We start from the raw sequence: 17,711 nt of genomic DNA on the forward strand, positions 1-17,711 counted from the left end.
ATGGAAGACTGGTGGGATGAAGTGTGGGCAACGATGCAAGCCGAATTTGCCGACATTGGCGATGCCTCGCAGATGACACGGATCACCGTACGTCTGGTGATGGCGGCGATTCTCGGCGGGATTCTCGGTTTCGAGCGTGAACATAAAGGCAAGGCAGCGGGCGTGCGCACGCACATGCTGGTGGCGTTGGGCGCTGCGCTGTTTGTATTGGTGCCGCAGACCTCGGGCGCCGAGTCCGATGCCATGAGCCGAGTGCTGCAGGGCGTGATCGCCGGGATAGGCTTTCTCGGCGCCGGGACCATTCTGAAAAATCAGCAGGGCGATGAAGCGCATGTCAAAGGCCTGACCACAGCGGCCGGTTTATGGATGACCGCAGCGATCGGCGTGGCGGCAGGGCTCGGCAAGGAGGCGACGGCCTTGCTCAGTACCATCCTGGCGCTGGCGATCTTCAGCGTGATGCCTTACGTGGTGAGAGTGTTCGAAAAGGACGTCGACAAGAACGACCACCTCTGACTCCCTGCCGGCTGATCATCGTTCCCACGCGGAGCGTGGGAACGATCAAAACAGATATGGATATGTCAGACGATTACCGGCGGCATTGTGCTCGGTGGTTCTTCTTTTGGCGGTGGCGTGGTGCCGGGCGGTTCTTGTTCCGGAACCGCCGGCGGCTCGGTCTCGGGCAGGGTGGGTTTGTCGATGTTCGGATCAGGCGTTTCTGCCGGGATCGGGATGCTCATCAGGTGACCTCCGTATGGCACATGGCGTGGGACGTGCTTAAGTGAGTTGACCCGGTCACGGCTGATTCGATCCGTGCGTGCGTCTCGATAATTTCATCTGAACTTTTCCCCGCGCCGGTTGCTCGGAAACTAAGTGAGTTCATGACAGGGCCGGCGCTTTGTCGCGAATACTGTTCTGGCACAAGAGCGTCCTTGGGGCGTTAAGGAGAGATGCTCAATGACTGCTGAAAAACCTTCAGAGCTGAGTTACAACCCGCACATGCCGCTGTCGCAGGCGTTGCTGCTGCCGCGTATCGTCATCGAAAACACCATGCCGACGCTCGACGGCGGCCAGTTTGCAGTCAAATCGATTGCCGGGCGCGAGGTCGTGGTAACCAGCAAAGTGTTTGCCGACGGTCATGACAAGCTCGCCGTGCGCATCCGCTGGCGCGAGGAAGGCCAGGAATCCTGGCAGACCGAGGTCATGGCCGATCAGGGCAACAACACCTGGCAAGGCCGCTTCCGTCCGCAAGAGCAGGGCCGCTACCTCTATTGCATCGAAGCGTGGATCGACCATTTCGCCAGTTTCCAGTATGAGCTTGAGAAGAAGCACAGCGCTGCGGTGCCCGTTTCGCTGGAGCTGCAGGAAGGCCGAACCATGGTGCAACAGGCCGCCGAACGCAGCGAAGGCCAGCTCAGCGAGCAACTCGCCGCACTGCACCATGAGTTGTCCGGCCTGCTCGAAACCGAACAGGTCGCGCTGTTTCTGCACTCGCGCAGTGCAGAGCTGATGGCTCAGGCCGATCACCGCGCCTATCTCAGCGTCAGCGCCGAATTCCCGATGGACGTCGAGCGTGAACTTGCAGAGTTCGCCAGTTGGTATGAACTGTTTCCGCGCTCGATCACCGACGACCCCAAGCGTCACGGCACCTTCAACGACGTGCACTCGCGCCTGCCGATGATTCAGGACATGGGCTTCGACGTGCTGTATTTCACGCCGATTCACCCGATCGGCCGCGCCCACCGCAAGGGCCGCAACAATTCCCTGACCGCCGGGCCCGACGATCCCGGCAGCCCGTACGCGATCGGCAGCGAGGAGGGCGGCCACGAAGCGATTCACTCGCAGCTCGGCACGCGTGAAGACTTCCGCCGCCTGGTGGCCGCCGCCGCCGATCATGGTCTGGAAATCGCCCTCGACTTCGCCATTCAGTGTTCTCAGGATCACCCGTGGCTCAAGGAGCATCCGGGCTGGTTCAACTGGCGCCCGGACGGCACGATCAAATACGCCGAAAACCCGCCGAAGAAATACCAGGACATCGTCAACGTCGACTTCTACGCGCCGGATGCGATTCCGAGCCTGTGGGTCGAGCTGCGTGACATCGTGGTGGGCTGGGTCAAGGAAGGCGTGAAGATCTTTCGCGTCGACAACCCGCACACCAAACCGCTGCCGTTCTGGCAATGGCTCATTGCCGACGTGCGCACGCTGTACCCGGAAGTGATTTTCCTCGCCGAAGCCTTTACCACGCCGGCGATGATGGCGCGTCTGGGCAAGGTCGGTTATTCGCAGAGCTACACCTACTTCACCTGGCGCAACACCAAGGCCGAACTGGCGGAATATTTCACCGAGCTGAACCAGTCGCCGTGGCGCGAGTGCTACCGGCCAAATTTCTTCGTCAATACCCCGGATATCAACCCGGCGTTCCTGCACGAGTCAGGGCGTCCCGGTTTCCTCATCCGCGCGGCTCTGGCGACCATGGGCTCGGGCCTGTGGGGCATGTATTCCGGCTTCGAGTTGTGCGAATCGGCACCGGTGCCGGGCAAAGAGGAATATCTGGATTCAGAGAAATACGAGATCCGTGTCCGCGATTTCACCGCGCCAGGCAACATCATTGCCGAGATTGCCCAACTCAACCGCATTCGACGGCAGAACCCGGCGCTGCACACGCATTTGGGCCTGAAAATCTACAACGCCTGGAACGACAACATTCTGTATTTCGGCAAGCGCATCGCCGACGGCAGCAATTTCATCCTGGTCGCGGTCAGCCTCGATCCGCATAACGTTCAGGAAGCGAATTTCGAACTGCCGCTGTGGGAAATGGGCCTGGCGGATGACGCCACCACTCATGGCGAAGATTTGATGAATGGCCATCGCTGGGATTGGCACGGCAAATATCAATTCATGCGCATTGACCCTGCGTATCAGCCGTTCGGGATTTGGCGAATTTCAGCAAGTTAACGCTCGCTCAACCTCTGTAGGAGCTGCCGAAGGCTGCGATCTTTTGATCTGGTTTTTAGAAGGTCAAGATCAAAAGATCGCAGCCTTCGGCAGCTCCTACAAAGTCAGTACAGCGCGCAGACACGAATTTTCAGGAGTTCCACATGGCGAAGAAACCCAAGGCAGCCGCCTTCATCAAAGACCCGCTCTGGTACAAGGACGCGGTGATTTATCAGGTTCACGTCAAATCGTTCTACGACTCCAACAATGACGGGATCGGCGACTTTCCCGGGCTTATCGCCAAACTCGATTACATTGCCGATCTCGGCGTCAACACCATCTGGCTTCTGCCGTTCTACCCTTCGCCACGCCGCGACGACGGTTACGACATCGCCGAATACCGCGGCGTGCACAGCGATTACGGGACCATGGCCGACGCCAAGCGCTTTATTGCCGAAGCGCACAAACGCGGCCTGCGGGTGATTACCGAGCTGGTCATCAACCACACTTCCGACCAGCACCCCTGGTTCCAGCGCGCGCGTAAAGCCAAGCCCGGTTCGGCGGCGCGGGACTTTTATGTCTGGTCGGATGACGACCAGAAATACGACGGCACGCGGATCATCTTCCTCGACACCGAAAAATCCAACTGGACCTGGGATCCGGTCGCCGGCCAGTATTTCTGGCACCGTTTCTACTCGCACCAGCCCGATCTGAACTTCGACAACCCGCAAGTGATGAAAGCGGTGTTGTCGGTGATGCGTTACTGGCTGGACATGGGCATCGACGGTCTGCGCCTTGATGCGATTCCGTACCTGATCGAGCGCGACGGCACCAATAACGAAAACCTGCCCGAGACTCACGACGTCCTCAAGCAGATCCGTGCCGAGATCGACGCCAATTACCCTGATCGCATGTTGCTCGCCGAGGCCAACCAGTGGCCGGAAGACACTCAGCTGTACTTCGGCGACACCGATGCCGCTGGGGTCAACGGCGACGAATGCCACATGGCCTTTCACTTCCCGCTGATGCCGCGCATGTACATGGCGCTGGCTCAGGAAGATCGCTTCCCGATTACCGATATTCTCCGCCAGACCCCGGAGATTCCGGCGAACTGCCAGTGGGCGATCTTCTTGCGCAACCACGATGAACTGACCCTGGAAATGGTCACCGACCGCGAGCGCGATTACCTGTGGAACTACTACGCCGCTGACCGTCGCGCACGGATCAACCTCGGCATTCGCCGCCGACTCGCACCACTGATGGAACGCGATCGGCGCCGCATCGAACTGCTCAACAGCCTGTTGCTGTCGATGCCGGGCACGCCCACGCTGTATTACGGCGACGAAATCGGCATGGGCGACAACATTTACCTTGGCGACCGCGACGGCGTGCGTACGCCCATGCAGTGGTCGATCGACCGCAACGGCGGTTTCTCCCGCGCCGATCCGGCCAGTCTTGTGCTGCCGCCGATCATGGATCCGCAGTATGGTTATCAGTCGGTCAACGTCGAAACCCAGTCCGGCGATCCCCATTCGCTGTTGAACTGGACGCGGCGTCTGCTGGCCGTGCGCAAGCAGTCGAAAGCCTTTGGCCGCGGTACTTTGAAGATGCTGTCGCCGACCAACCGTCGCGTGCTGGCCTACACCCGCGAATACACCGATGCCGACGGTAAGCATGAAATCATTCTGTGCGTGGCCAACGTCTCGCGCAGTGCGCAAGCGGTCGAACTGGATCTGTCGGCGTATGTCGGCATGGTGCCGGTGGAAATGCTCGGCGGTAACGCGTTCCCGCCTATCGGCCAACTGAATTTCCTCCTGACCCTCGCGCCTTATGGCTTCTATTGGTTTGCGCTGGCAACGGAAAACCAGATGCCGAGCTGGCACGTCGAGCCGGCGCAAAGCCTGCCGGACTTCACCACGCTGGTGCTGAAAAAACGCATGGAAGAACTGCTCGAAGCGCCGTCGCGCAACACACTGGAGCAAAGCATTCTGCCGAGCTGGCTGCAGAACCGGCGCTGGTTCGCTGGCAAGGATGCGGCGATCGAGAAGGTCAATCTGGCTTACGGCGTGCGCTTCGGCGATGCCCAGCACCCGGTGCTGCTCAGCGAGATCGAAGTCACCAGTGGCGGCCAGACCAACCGTTATCAACTGCCGTTCGGCTTTATCGCCGAGGACCACGTCGGCCCGCCATTGCCGCAGCAATTGGCGCTGTCGCGGGTCCGCCGTGTGCGCCAAGTCGGTCTGATCACCGATGCGTTCAGCCTGGAGACCTTCGTCCGCGCGGTGCTGCAGGGCATGCAGAACAACACGGTGCTGGAATCGATCGAGGGCGAAATCCGCTTCGAACAGACCCCCCATCTGGAAAAACTCGGCCTCAACGCAGAGTCGGATGTGCGTTACCTGTCGGCCGAGCAATCGAACAGTTCAGTGGTGATCGGCAACAACCTGGTGCTTAAGCTCATACGTAAAGTCGCTTCTGGCGTACACCCGGAACTGGAGATGAGCGCTTACCTGACCGAGGCCGGGTTTGCCAATATCTCTCCACTGCTGGGCTCGGTGATTCGTCGCGACGCCCAAGGTCAAGACAACCTGCTGATGATCGCGCAGGGCTACCTGAGCAATCAGGGCGACGCGTGGGAATGGACGCAGAACAACCTTGAACGGGCGCTGCGCGATGAGCTGGCCGATGCCATGTCCGAGCAGGAGCAACATTACAACGCCTTGGGTGAGCTGAAGGATTTCGCCGGCATGCTCGGCCAGCGTCTGGGCGAGATGCACCAGGTGCTCGCGGCGCCTACCGATAACGAAGACTTCGCTGCGCAGGTGTCGTCAAGCAAGGACATGGCAGCAACGGGCAAGGATGTCACCGCCCAGGTCGAACACGCGTTGAAACTGCTCAAGCAGCATCAAAGCGAGTTGAACCCGGCGGACCAGAAACGGGTCAAGCGTCTGCTCGATGAGAAGAAAACCATTCTTGCGCACGTGCAGGACCTGGCGAAGAAAGCCACCGGCGGATTGCGCATTCGGGTGCACGGCGACTTGCATTTGGGCCAGGTGCTGGTGATCAAGGGCGATGCCTACCTGATCGACTTTGAGGGCGAACCGGCGCGGCCGCTGAGCGAGCGTCGCGGTAAACACAGCCCGTACAAAGATGTCAGTGGCGTACTGCGTTCGTTTGATTACGCCGCGGCGATGACCATCAACGTGCACAACGTCGACAACAGCACTGAAGCTGAAGCGGCGCGTAAACGCGTTGCCGAGCGTTATCTGCGTGAAGCGCGTGAGGCATTTGTTCAGTCATATCGCGAGGCGGCAGCTAGTCTTGAGCATGCCTGGCAGGATCCTGAGGGTGCCGACGCCGCGCTGGCGTTGTTCGGCCTGGAAAAAGCCGCTTATGAAGTGGCCTATGAAGCGGAAAACCGCCCTACGTGGCTGCCCGTGCCATTGCACGGCTTGTATGGATTATTGACTGGGCTTAAACCCTTTTCCGATCTTGGTGGAGAGTAGTCATGAGTTTCTCGAACAAGGAACAGGGTGTGGTAAAGGAAGCGTTGTTACCTTCGGCACGTGACGTCGATGCCTTGGTGCGCGCTGAGCATCACGACCCGTTTTCCATTCTCGGCCCGCACGGCGATGGCGCCGGCGGCCAGTTCATCCGCGCGTATCTGCCCGGTGCGCTGAGTGTGGCGGTGCTGGACAAGGACAGCGGCGAAGAGCTCGGTCCGCTGCAGATGACCGAAACCCCGGGGCTGTTTGTCGGGCATTTCGATCAGGCGCGACCGTATCTGTTGCGTACGCGCTGGGCCGGTGGCGAGCAGGTCGCGGAAGATCCGTACAGCTTCGGCCAGTTGCTTGGCGAAATGGATTTGTACCTGTTCGCCGAAGGCAACCACCGCGACCTCAGTGCCTGCCTCGGCGCGCAGTTGAAAACCGTTGATGGTGTCGACGGCGTGCGCTTTGCCGTGTGGGCACCGAATGCTCGCCGCGTGTCGGTGGTTGGCGATTTCAACGTCTGGGACGGTCGTCGCCACCCGATGCGCCTGCGTCACCCATCGGGCGTTTGGGAGCTGTTCATCCCACGTCTGCAAGCGGGGGAGTTGTACAAGTACGAAATCCTTGGCGCCCACGGCATTCTGCCGCTCAAGGCCGACCCGATGGCGCTGGCCACCAGCCTGCCGCCGGACACCGCCTCGAAAGTCGCCTCGCCTCTGCAAATCGACTGGCAGGATCATGACTGGATGAATGCCCGTCAGGATCGGCAAAAGCATTCCAAGCCTTTGTCCATCTACGAGCTGCACGCCGGTTCCTGGCAGTGCGAGCTGGATGATCTCGGCGAAGTCGCGCGTCAGTACACCTGGCCGGAACTGGCTGAGCGGCTGATTCCTTATGTGAAGGAGCTGGGGTTCACCCACATCGAACTGATGCCGATCATGGAGCACCCGTTCGGCGGTTCCTGGGGTTACCAGTTGCTCTCACAATTCGCGCCGAGCGCCCGTTATGGCACGCCGGATCAGTTCGCCGCATTCGTCAACGCCTGTCACCAGGCCGACATCGGCGTGATTCTCGACTGGGTGCCGGCGCATTTTCCCACCGACACCCATGGTCTGGCGCAATTTGACGGCACCGCGCTGTACGAATACGGCAACCCGCTGGAAGGCTTTCACCAGGATTGGGACACGCTGATCTACAACCTCGGCCGCACCGAGGTGCACGGCTACATGCTCGCTTCGGCGCTGCATTGGCTGAAACACTTCCATATCGATGGTCTGCGTGTCGATGCCGTGGCCTCGATGTTGTATCGCGACTATTCGCGCAAGGCTGGCGAATGGGTGCCGAACCGCCACGGTGGTCGGGAGAATCTCGAAGCAATCGACTTCCTGCGTCATTTGAACGATGTGGTCGCGCTGGAAGCCCCGGGTGCGCTGGTGATCGCTGAAGAATCCACCGCATGGCCGGGCGTCAGCCAGAGCACCCAGCAGGGCGGCCTCGGCTTTTCCTACAAATGGAACATGGGCTGGATGCACGATTCGCTGCACTACATCCAGCAGGATCCGGTGTACCGCGCCCATCACCACAATGAGTTGAGCTTTGGTCTGGTCTACGCCTGGTCGGAGCGTTTCATCCTGCCGATTTCCCACGATGAAGTGGTGCACGGCAAGCACTCGCTGATCGACAAGATGCCCGGCGACCGCTGGCAGAAATTCGCCAACCTGCGCGCGTACCTGAGTTTCATGTGGACGCACCCGGGCAAGAAACTGTTGTTCATGGGCTGCGAGTTTGGCCAGTGGCGCGAGTGGAATCACGATCAGCAGCTGGACTGGTACCTGCTGCAGTACTCCGAGCACAAGGGCGTGCAGAAACTGGTTGGTGATCTCAACCGTTTGTATCGCGAAGAGCCGGCACTGCACGATCAGGACGACGCCCCGCAAGGCTTCCAGTGGTTGATTGGCGATGATGCGATCAACAGCGTTTACGCGTGGTTGCGCTGGAGCAAGGATGGCTCGCCGGTTTTGGTCGTCGCCAACTTCACGCCGGTACCGCGCCAGGCATATCGTGTCGGCGTACCGTTTGCCGGGCGCTGGACCGAGTTGTTCAACAGTGATGCCGACATTTATGCCGGTTCCAATTATGGCAATGGTGGCGGGGCGTTGACCGAAGAGGTACCCAGCCATGGCCAGTCGTTGTCGCTGGAGCTGAATCTGCCACCGCTGGCGGTGTTGATCCTCAAGCCGCAAGGCTGATTCGCAACCGCATCCCAATTGTGGGAGCGGGCTTGCTCGCGAAGGCGCCGTGTCAGTCAACGATAAAGTTGAAGGTGACACCGCTTTCGCGGGCAAGCCCGCTCCCACAAGGTTCTTCAGCGTTCAGAGGCTCACCAGCGCATCCGCACCCCGAGGCTGCCAATGATTCCGTTAAGGTCGTTGTCATCCACGTCGCTGCTGTAATCGGCGCTCATGTACAGGCTCACTGCCGGCGTGACCCGTGCCACCAGTCCCAAACCCAACTCCACGGTTGAAGATTTGCGGCTGCTGCTGATCTTGTCGACCTGATCCAGCGTCACCGTGCTGCCGGTATAGACCGTGTGCCACAGGTTAGTGCGCACGTAAGGCTCGACCGGCAACCCGTTCAAGTCATAACTGCCTTTCAACCGCGCACCGACGCGGCCGCTCCACGCTGTCAGGTCAGTCGAGGAAGCGTTGCCCGCGCTGGCGTAAGGAGCGTCGAGGCTAATGCGTTGATTGATCAGTTGCGCTTGCGGTTCAACCACCCAATTCTCACCCAAGCCGATCGGATAACCGCCCTCGACAGAAAATGTCATCGCGCTGCCTTCGGTGACCTGACGGTTACCTTGCGCGGTACGACTGAAACCACTGACCCGGCCGCCGCTGGCCGTCAGGTCAACATGCCAGCCTTGCGCGCCCACGAGGCTGTAATAAGCGCCCAGACTCTGGCCGTGCAGATTAAGCCTGTCAGTGTTCGGGGCGGCGAAAGTACGTCGCGTCAGTGCACCCTCGGCACTCATTTGAATCTGATTGTCGCCGCCGATCAGACCAAGGGTCTGGGTAGCGCCATTGTTGCTTTTCAACGTGACCACGGCCGGGCCCTTGTCCTCTGCGCCGGGCATCGCGTAACCAGAGGTCAGTGCATCGGTCTGAGCGCGTCGCGCATGTTTGCCATAAAGCTCATCCCATGCGGAGGGCGCCAGATCCTCGGTGATCAGGCGCGAAGTCTGTTGGCCCAGCGGCAGCGGGCCAGGGGTTATCACGGTTACCGGCAACGTCATCACTGGCACCTCCGCGCGATACCACGTGGGTTCATCCGCCGCAGAACCCGCATGCGCCTCCATGGATGAGCACAGCATCAACGAACCTGACACTGTGCAAAGGGTGATTTTCAACTCGTGTGGGGTCAGTGAAGTTTTCATGGAGGTCTACCTTGCAGGCGCATGCGTCATCTCAAGTTTGGCGTCTCTCCTACCCCGAACGAGGGGCGACCGAATAGAGCGGGGCGAACCGTGGCGGCTCGATTTCACGAGTGCCGGAAGGTCAGCCCCAGTAGTGATTCCGGGGGTAGTAAGGTAGAGATAAGAAGAGCGATGCCCGCGCGTCAAGAAAATGGACGATAAGCGGTAATGGCAAATTGCACGACGCAAGTTGCTGTTTTTAAAAAAAATAACTAAGTGATTGTTTGTACGTAAAAACCCGTTTACCAGCTGATCCGCACCCCCATATTTGCCACCAGCCCACGCTCATCGTTGCTGTCGATATTCTGGCTGTAGTCGGTGCTCGCATACACACTGACAGCGCGGTCAAGGGTCAATATCACACCGAGACCGACGTCCGTTGTTGAAGACTTCTGTTCGGTACTGATCACGGTGCTGTCGCCGAAGGTGACCGAATCGGTGCCGGAGAACGTGTGCCAAAGGTTGGCGCGCAGGAAAGGTTCCACTGGCAAGCCACTGACCTGATAGCGCCCCTTGAGACGCGCACCAAGACGGCCGGTCCAGGCGCTGTCGGAGTCGAATGAGACCCGGGAAATTCCGTCGTCCTGGCTGTCGAGAGAGATTTTTTGGTGAATGATCTGGGCCTGCGGCTCGACCACCCAGGTGTCGTTCATCGCAAACGGGTAACCCGCCTCGGCCGAGAGCGTCAGCGCATGGCCGCGGTTATCCAGCTTCACGCCGCGATCGGAATGATTGTCGCCATCGAAGCGGGTACCCATCACTACCGTATCGACGTACCCACCATGCGGATCGCTCAGCGTCCAGTACAGCCCATAGCTGTCGCCCTCAAGTTTGATCTTGCCGGCGCTGTTGTTTTGGAAACCCTCGTTGAAGCCGTCGACATCGCCTCGCAAGCGACTATGCCCGACGAAAAAACCAAGGCGCTGAGTCATGTCGTCCAGGATCAGCGAACTGTAAAGATCATTGCCGACCTGAAAGCCTTTGAGCGAACCGTCGAGGCTCGGGGTGACCGTGCCCGCCCAGGTCTGATCGAGGTTTTTGCCGTACACCCGGCCCCATCCAGCACCGAAGGCGCCAGTCTCGCTGAGCAGACGTTGATCACCCTGACGGTCATGGAACGTGCCCAGAGCGCTCAGCGTCAACTGCGCCGCGGCCGGTGGCAGCACCGACCAGGTCGGGACTTCCGGGCGATAAAGCGCAATGGGCGCGGCGCCTGCCACCGCAGCGGGCAGTACTGGCAACGGTGGGCTACCGGCCGGCGCCACCGCAGCGATCGGCACAGCAACCGCCGGCACAATGACTGGAGGCACAATGATCGGAGGCAAGGTCGGGTCGGGGTTGGGCACGCTGACCACCGGTGGCGAGACTGGTGGCGCGACCACGGCGGAGCGCAGGTACCAACTGTTTTCCGTGCCGGCAGTGACGCCACCCTTGAACAGGTAATAGTCATAAGCCCCGGCAGACACCGGGCCATTGAGCGTAAATGCATTGTCGCTACTGACCGTGCTGCCTTGGGCCTGTACCAGTTGAATGCCGTTGAGCTGAGTCAGCGCGCCAAGCCCGCCGATATTGCTGACGCTGATCACCGTCGCGCCGTCGAGGCTGCCGTTGCTGACCACCAGCTTGTCGCTCGGGGAGTCATCGCCAGCGACGACGGTTTGCAACAGTAACTGGCCGCCGCTGCCGATGTAATTTCCATTGATCGTCAACGCATCATTGGTACGGCTGTTATCGCGGGTCAGATCAATGATGCCGGCGTTGTTGACGGTTACGGCTTGCCCGGCCAGTGCGGGCGATATAGCCCCTTGCATCGAAAGCATCACGCTGGCGGCATCGACATTCAGCACGCCGGTGCCAGTGCCTGCGTCGCCCAGCACCAAAGCGTCCGAGCCCAGATCGAGGGCGCTACCGTTCAGACTGATCGTTTCCCAGTTGCTGAAGCGCGCGGGCAGGGCAGTCCGCGTGTTGTCAAAGGTCAATACGTCAGTGCCGGCGCCGCCGTCGACTCTCGGTGTGAGGGCGAGAATGCTGTCGTCCAGGTTGCGCAAGGTCGCGCTGTCATTTGCGACATCCATCAAAATCGCCGAGCGAATGATGCCGCCACCGTCCCATAGGAAGCGGTCATCACCCGCGCTGGCACGGATCTCGCCGCCGATTTCCCCTCCGGTTACGGTGATGCTGTCGCTTGCGCCGCTGACACTGATATTGCCGCCGACACGTCCGCCCGAAACAATAATGGTGTCGGTGCCGAATCCGGCCACCAGATTGCCGATGATCTGTCCGCCGGACAGGTCAAAAATATTGTTGTCGAGCTTCATGTCGACGCGGCCGATGGTACCGCCGGCCATGCGTGCAACATCGCCGTCCTCGAACGCCGCGACGATGGTGCCACCCGTCATCAGGAACGTGTCGCGACCGTCACCTTGGCCAAGAAACCCGATGGAGCCGCCGGTCATCACAAAATCGTCGACGCCTGTGCCTTGATTGACGGCAAGGCTGATCACACCGGAATTGACCTCGACCCTGTCAGCACCGGCGCCAAACGACACGCTGCCGTTGATCTGGCCCGTGCCGCCGACAGGAAGGGTCAGGCTGTTGTTACCAGAGAGATCGGTCAGCGCACCGCTGGTGCCGCTGTCGCAAATGAAAGCATCGTTGCCAGGGCCCGCTACCAGCGAGCAAGCGGCCGAAACGGGTGAACTGTCCAGCAGCAGATAAGCAGGCAGCATCAGGAACGGCGGCAGCACCCGCAGTTTCGTGGCGTGGCGCATCATGACAGTCCCTCTATCATTTTTGGGGAATTCATCCATGAGCCATTCCTTTGTGAGCCGCCCCGTGCACCGATGCACCTTGTGAGGTCCATGCTCCCGTTGAACGCGCCACTCCATGTGCTGCTGTAGGTGTAGAGGGTTTCGCCCGCTGATCAAGCGGTTCCGACAGACGGTCACGTCAGGATCGGTCTACAGATGCACTTCCACCGCTAATGGCAGGTGATCAGAAAGATGCGTCCACGGCTTGTTACCGAGGATTCTTGGATCATGGCTGCTGGCATTGCGCAGATAGATCCGGTCCAGCCGCAGGAGCGGAAAACGTGCCGGATAGGTTTTTGCCGGGCGGCCATGATGCCGTTCAAAGGCTTCGTGCAGATAATCGCGCCGGGCGAGGGCAGCGTTGCCCTGCAGCTGCCAGTCATTGAAATCGCCGGCAATGATTACCGGCGCATCGTCCGGCAGTGATTCCAGCAACTGGCAGAGCAGCTGCAACTGCAACTGCCGATGGCTTTCCAGCAGACTCAAATGCACACATATCGCATGCACCTCGGCATGCCCGGGCACATCGAGGATGCAGTGCAACAACCCGCGCCGTTCGGGGCCGGTGATCGACACATCGAGGTTGCGGTATTCGCGGATCGGGTATTTCGACAGCAGCGCATTGCCATGATGGCCATCGGGGTAAACAGCGTTGCGGCCGTAGGCAAAATCGCTCCACATGCTGTCGGCCAGGAATTCGTATTGAGAGGTTTGCGGCCATTCGTTGTAGCGACTCGAATGGCGTTCATGTTCACCCACCACTTCCTGCAGAAACACCAGATCGGCCGAGGTGCTGCGCACTGCTTCGCGCAGCTCCGGGAGGATGAAACGCCGATTCAGCGCGGTGAAACCCTTGTGGGTGTTGACCGTGAGTACCCGCAGGCGATGAATGACTGGCGCGTCGACCGCTTGACGCTTGGGATCGCTGGACACGTTCACTCCTCTGAATTGGGCCTTGCCTGTTCATGCGACTGATTTGAGAGGGTGGCAGTTCCTTCCAGAAACGGTTAATCGTACGCACGAGCCAGCTTCCACAGAGGTTGTTGGCGTCCAGTTGACCGAGATCAAACGAAGACAATCTCATACGGCAAGCGCATCCGTTCCAGCAACACCGGCGGCAGCAGCGGGGCGATGCCGATGGCCGGTTCGCCTTTCAGCTGGCTGGCATAAGCGTGAGTGGCGTGGCTCTTGCGCGCTACGGTCCAGGTATCGAGTCGCAGCTTGCGCGCACGCTCCCAGGGAATCATGCGCTGTTCGCGCTCCGGCCAGTGCCAGGCCCACACCGGCACATCGTGATAGCTCGCCCCGGCCTTTTGTGCCGCGTCGAAACTGGCCCGGCCCACCACTTCATGATCAGGCGGGCCATCCTTGCGCCAGGTGCTGAACACCACATCGCCCGGGCGCAGGTATCGGCCGATGAATTCAGTGAGCTGGGTCTGTTGATCACTCAGTGCGTTGTCGGTGAATCCGCCGCGCACCCATTTCAGGCTGTGCATTGGCAAGCCGAGGCGGCGCAGGGCTTCGACGCTTTCCTGCGGGCGGAATACGCTCAGGCGTTGTTCCGACCATTGCCGCGAGCCGGGGTGGCTGGCGCTGCCGTCGGTGATGGAGAGCAATTGCAGTGGATGGCCAAGGCTGCACAGCAATTGCAACAAGCCGCCGCAAGTGACCACTTCATCACCGGGATGCGGGGCAATGACCACGGCGCGAGCGCCAGCAGGCACCAGACTGTGGGTATTGATGACTGGAATATTGTCAAGCTGCGACGCGCTGTTCCAGATCTGTGCTGGCAGGCCGTGGTCGTTGAGCAATGAGGGTGTCATGAGTGCGACGTCCTTGTGGTGTCTCGCCCTCAGTCGTGAGCAGCCAACGCTGGTCGCGGCCCGTGAAGGCAAATGAATAGCAATGGTGCGGTGCTCCAACCCCTGGATTACCGCGAGGCAGAGTATTGCTCAAGCCAACGGATTCGTCGCGTCACAGATCAATCTGAATCGTATTTTTTTATTCCAACTGTGCCAGGTTTCGCAGGAAGTCACCGAATCCGCCCTTGGCCCGACTGTCGAGGCGGGCGCTGGTGTGCACCTGCGGCCGGTGACTCCAGGCGATATTGGCGCCGCTGCGTTCCAGCGCATGGACAAGTTGCACATCCTCATCACAGGTCAGCGGTTTGAAGCCGCCGGCCAGGCGATAGGCCTCGGCACTGACACCCAGGTTGGCGCCGTGAATATGTCGATGGCCATCGCGAGCCTGATAATCGCGGTGATAGCGAATCTGCGTCGCTTCATCGATCGACTCGTGCCAGTGCTCGACGGTGACCGTGCCGCACACCGCGTCAGCTTCCAGCCCCAGTTGCGCCGCCAGCCAGTCATCGGCGACGCGGCTATCGGCATCAGTGCAGGCGATCCAGCGCGCACCGCGTTCGAGCAGCAGGCGTGCACCGACGGCGCGGGCCTGGCCAACGTTGCGCGCATCGATCTGCAGGCTCAACACCGGATAAGCGCTGACAATCTGCGCCGAGCCATCGCTGCAACTATCCAGTACCACGAGAATTTCCACCGGCTCACCGGCCAGCTGCGCATGTTGGCTGGCACGCAAGGCGGCGCGCAGACATTCATCGAGCAGCGCCTCTTCGTTGTGCGCCGGAATTACAATGCCGATCAACGCAAGCCCTCCAGAGCCGCCACCGAGCGTGGCTCGCGGCTCCATAGTTCGAGAATGAAATCCGCCTCCTGATGCAACACCAGACGCGGCAACGCCAACTGATCGTGGATCTGATCGTGTACCTGGCGCGCATTCAGCGGGCAACCTTCGATTGGCGGTCGCCAGTGGCAGGCAAGCAATTGGCCGTCAGCGGTCAGCGATGCACTGATCCGGCGGATCACTTCGCTCAGATCATTCTCATCGAGGTAATAGCCGATTTCGCTGAATACAATCAGGTCGAATTTTTCCTCCGGCCAGTCAACCGGAAGGCGGCCCTGCCGGACTTCGGCATGCTCGAACACGCTCAAGCGAGTACGCGCCAGCTTCACCGCTGCGCTCGCTGTGTCGCAACACAGCAGGCGGTCGCAGCGCGGAGCGAGTTCCGCACTCAGTTCGCCATTGGCGCAACCCGGCTCGAAAACCGACCTGTAGCGCGGTCGGGGCAAGGCACCCAGAGTGATCGCACGTTTTCGCTGCTCGTACCAGCGCTGGCGGAACGCCCAAGGGTCGTCATTACCAGCGAACAGCCCGTCGAAATAGCGGTCATCGACACTCAAAGGAATACCACTTCAAAAGGTTGCAGCAAACGATCGAGCACATAGGGTGCGAGCACTGGCCCGAGTCCGACGTCGCGATCGCCTTCCAACTGGCTGGCGAAAGCGTGCGCCGCGTGGCGTTTGCGTGCGATGTGTGTCGGTGAAAGGATAATCTTGCGCGCCCGATCCCATGGCACCGAGGCGTCTTCCGGGGTTGCCCAGTGCCAGGTCCAGACCGGGAGTTCATGGCAGGTCGCACCGACGCGCCGTGCCGCTTCGACACTGGCGCGGCCGACGGCCTCGTGATCGCTGTGGCCGTCCTGGCGCCATGTGGTGAAGATCACGTCATTGGCATGCAGATAACCGCCGATGAATTCGCTCAACTCGGTTTCCTGAGCCGCCACTTGGGTATCGGTGAAACCGCCGCGCAGCCATTTCAGGCTGTGCATCGGCAAGCCAAGACGCCGCAGCGCTTCGGCGGACTCTTGCGGACGCACCACACTCAGGCGTTCGACCGTCCAGCGTTGCGAGCCGGGGTGGCTGGCGCTGCCATCGGTAACCGAGATCAACTGCAGCGGTCGCCCGGCGGCAGCGAGCAACTGCATGATGCCGCCGCAGCCAAGCACTTCGTCATCTGGATGCGGCGCGATGATTACCGCGCGCGAGCCCAGCGGTACGAGGTCAAGAATGTCGATGGCGGGCAGCTCGGCCAGACGCCGCGAACCCTGCCATTGCTGCAGCGAAGTGCCTTGGCCGACGATCGGGTTGTCCTTCATAACGCCCAGACCTCGCAGGACTGGCCAGCAATTTGCTGGCCCAGTGCGGCAAGGTCGCGTTCGGCGTGACTCTGGCGCAGAAACACCGGCAAGTCGGCGCTCAGTCGCGCGAAATGCCGATCCTGACAAAACGGCCCGGCCCCCAGTGCCCGCCCGACTTCACGCATTACCTGCTCGGCAGATTGTTCGACCACGGCGCGGGCGCGGCGGGCCAGCAATTGGGCGTCAGCCTCAGGTTGCGCATCGATTTGCAAGGCGCTGAAACGCAACACATCGGCAGCCGCTTGCAGTGCGGTGTCAGTCGCGCCGAGGTGGGCGAGGGCATGCGGTTCATCGCGTTGCGCGCAATGCTGGCGCAGCCCTTCGGCAATCCGCCGCGAAGCGCCGTACCAGCAAGCCGCAATACCGATTCCGCCTTGCCAGAAACCCGGCCGCTGCAGGTAATCGCCGGGATTGCCGATGGCCTGCGCTTCGGCGTTGTCGAACAGCACTTCGACGCTTCCGGTTGCCGCCATGCCCACTGCTTGCCAGCCTTGATCGGTGATGGTCACGCCAGGCTGATCCAGCGCGACTGCCACCAGTTGCTGCTGATCGTCAGCGTCCCACGCAGTGAGCAAGGCGTGGCTGAGCACCGCAGCGCCAGAACACCATGCCTTGCGTCCGTTCAGCGTCACCATCTGCCCGGACGGCGTGACTTTCACCCGTGCCTGCGGCGGTTCGGCAGCCCACATTCCCCACGTGCTGCCCGGCGTTGGCGTGCCACCCAACTGCTCGATGATCGCCAGCGCATCGGTGTGACCTTCATAGAGCTTGCATAACCCCAGATCGTGTCCGCCGACCTCCGAAAGACGCTGAAAACGCTCCAGCGTGTGACCGCTGCCAGGCAACGGCAAGCGGTCGAGTCCCGCCTCGACCATGGCGCGCAGGCAACGGCCGAGGGCGTTGGTGTCAGCGTAATCTGGCGGACGGCGGGCCAGATAATGTTGAAAGTCCAT

General features: G+C 60.6%; 13 protein-coding genes. 4 read left to right on the plus strand and 9 right to left on the minus strand.

Translation table 11 applies throughout. The annotated features are described in order from the left end of the window. On the plus strand, positions 1–513 hold the full coding sequence (locus ACP7D9_RS20380; protein ID WP_016774631.1) for an MgtC/SapB family protein: 513 nt from the start codon (positions 1–3) through the stop codon (positions 511–513). A 65-nt stretch (positions 514–578) separates the two neighbouring features. On the opposite strand, the gene ACP7D9_RS20385 is transcribed toward ACP7D9_RS20380, so the two are convergent. After that, a complete protein-coding gene (locus ACP7D9_RS20385) occupies positions 579–737 on the minus strand; it encodes a hypothetical protein (RefSeq protein ID WP_165368403.1) in 159 nt (52 codons plus the stop codon). Between the two features lie 217 nt (positions 738–954). Between ACP7D9_RS20385 and ACP7D9_RS20390 the strand changes: the two genes are divergently transcribed. The 3 genes from ACP7D9_RS20390 to glgB all read left to right on the plus strand — a co-directional run bounded on the left by ACP7D9_RS20390 (position 955) and on the right by glgB (position 8,671). After that, positions 955–2,952 carry an alpha-1,4-glucan--maltose-1-phosphate maltosyltransferase gene (locus ACP7D9_RS20390; protein WP_426159388.1) on the plus strand — a complete coding sequence of 666 codons (1,998 nt, stop codon included), beginning with the start codon at positions 955–957 and terminating at the stop codon, positions 2,950–2,952. A 143-nt stretch (positions 2,953–3,095) separates the two neighbouring features. Further along, positions 3,096–6,437: a maltose alpha-D-glucosyltransferase gene (treS, locus tag ACP7D9_RS20395; RefSeq protein WP_426159389.1), complete on the plus strand. Its 3,342-nt coding sequence runs from the start codon at positions 3,096–3,098 to the stop codon at positions 6,435–6,437. Between the two features lie 2 nt (positions 6,438–6,439). Then, complete coding sequence (glgB, locus tag ACP7D9_RS20400; protein WP_101159526.1) at positions 6,440–8,671, plus strand: 1,4-alpha-glucan branching protein GlgB; 2,232 nt, start codon at positions 6,440–6,442, stop codon at positions 8,669–8,671. Between the two features lie 131 nt (positions 8,672–8,802). Here glgB and ACP7D9_RS20405 read toward each other — a convergent pair whose 3' ends face one another. The 8 genes from ACP7D9_RS20405 to ACP7D9_RS20440 all read right to left on the minus strand — a co-directional run bounded on the left by ACP7D9_RS20405 (position 8,803) and on the right by ACP7D9_RS20440 (position 17,711). After that, on the minus strand, positions 8,803–9,855 hold the full coding sequence (locus tag ACP7D9_RS20405; RefSeq protein WP_426159390.1) for an autotransporter outer membrane beta-barrel domain-containing protein: 1,053 nt from the start codon (positions 9,853–9,855) through the stop codon (positions 8,803–8,805). Positions 9,856–10,136: 281 nt separating this feature from the next. Continuing rightward, positions 10,137–12,668, minus strand: coding sequence for an autotransporter outer membrane beta-barrel domain-containing protein (locus ACP7D9_RS20410; RefSeq protein WP_426159391.1), 2,532 nt, complete (start codon positions 12,666–12,668; stop codon positions 10,137–10,139). A 186-nt stretch (positions 12,669–12,854) separates the two neighbouring features. Further along, complete coding sequence (locus ACP7D9_RS20415) at positions 12,855–13,637, minus strand: endonuclease/exonuclease/phosphatase family protein (protein WP_101159529.1); 783 nt, start codon at positions 13,635–13,637, stop codon at positions 12,855–12,857. 131 nt (positions 13,638–13,768) lie between these two features. Next, positions 13,769–14,527 (minus strand): PIG-L deacetylase family protein, encoded by a 759-nt coding sequence (locus ACP7D9_RS20420; RefSeq protein WP_101159530.1) that lies wholly within the window; start codon positions 14,525–14,527, stop codon positions 13,769–13,771. 178 nt (positions 14,528–14,705) lie between these two features. Continuing rightward, positions 14,706–15,365 (minus strand): glycosyltransferase, encoded by a 660-nt coding sequence (locus ACP7D9_RS20425; protein ID WP_426159394.1) that lies wholly within the window; start codon positions 15,363–15,365, stop codon positions 14,706–14,708. Then, complete coding sequence (locus ACP7D9_RS20430) at positions 15,362–15,961, minus strand: SAM-dependent methyltransferase (RefSeq protein WP_426159395.1); 600 nt, start codon at positions 15,959–15,961, stop codon at positions 15,362–15,364. The genes ACP7D9_RS20425 and ACP7D9_RS20430 overlap by 4 nt, the downstream gene beginning before the upstream one ends. After that, positions 15,958–16,716: a PIG-L deacetylase family protein gene (locus tag ACP7D9_RS20435; protein ID WP_426159396.1), complete on the minus strand. Its 759-nt coding sequence runs from the start codon at positions 16,714–16,716 to the stop codon at positions 15,958–15,960. Before ACP7D9_RS20435 ends, ACP7D9_RS20430 begins: the two co-directional genes overlap by 4 nt. After that, entirely contained in the window at positions 16,713–17,711 is a 999-nt protein-coding gene (locus tag ACP7D9_RS20440; protein ID WP_101159534.1) for an acyl-CoA dehydrogenase family protein, read from the minus strand. The genes ACP7D9_RS20435 and ACP7D9_RS20440 overlap by 4 nt, the downstream gene beginning before the upstream one ends.

Source organism: Pseudomonas sp. TSRC2-2 (assembly GCF_049897785.1).
Taxonomy (GTDB): domain Bacteria; phylum Pseudomonadota; class Gammaproteobacteria; order Pseudomonadales; family Pseudomonadaceae; genus Aquipseudomonas.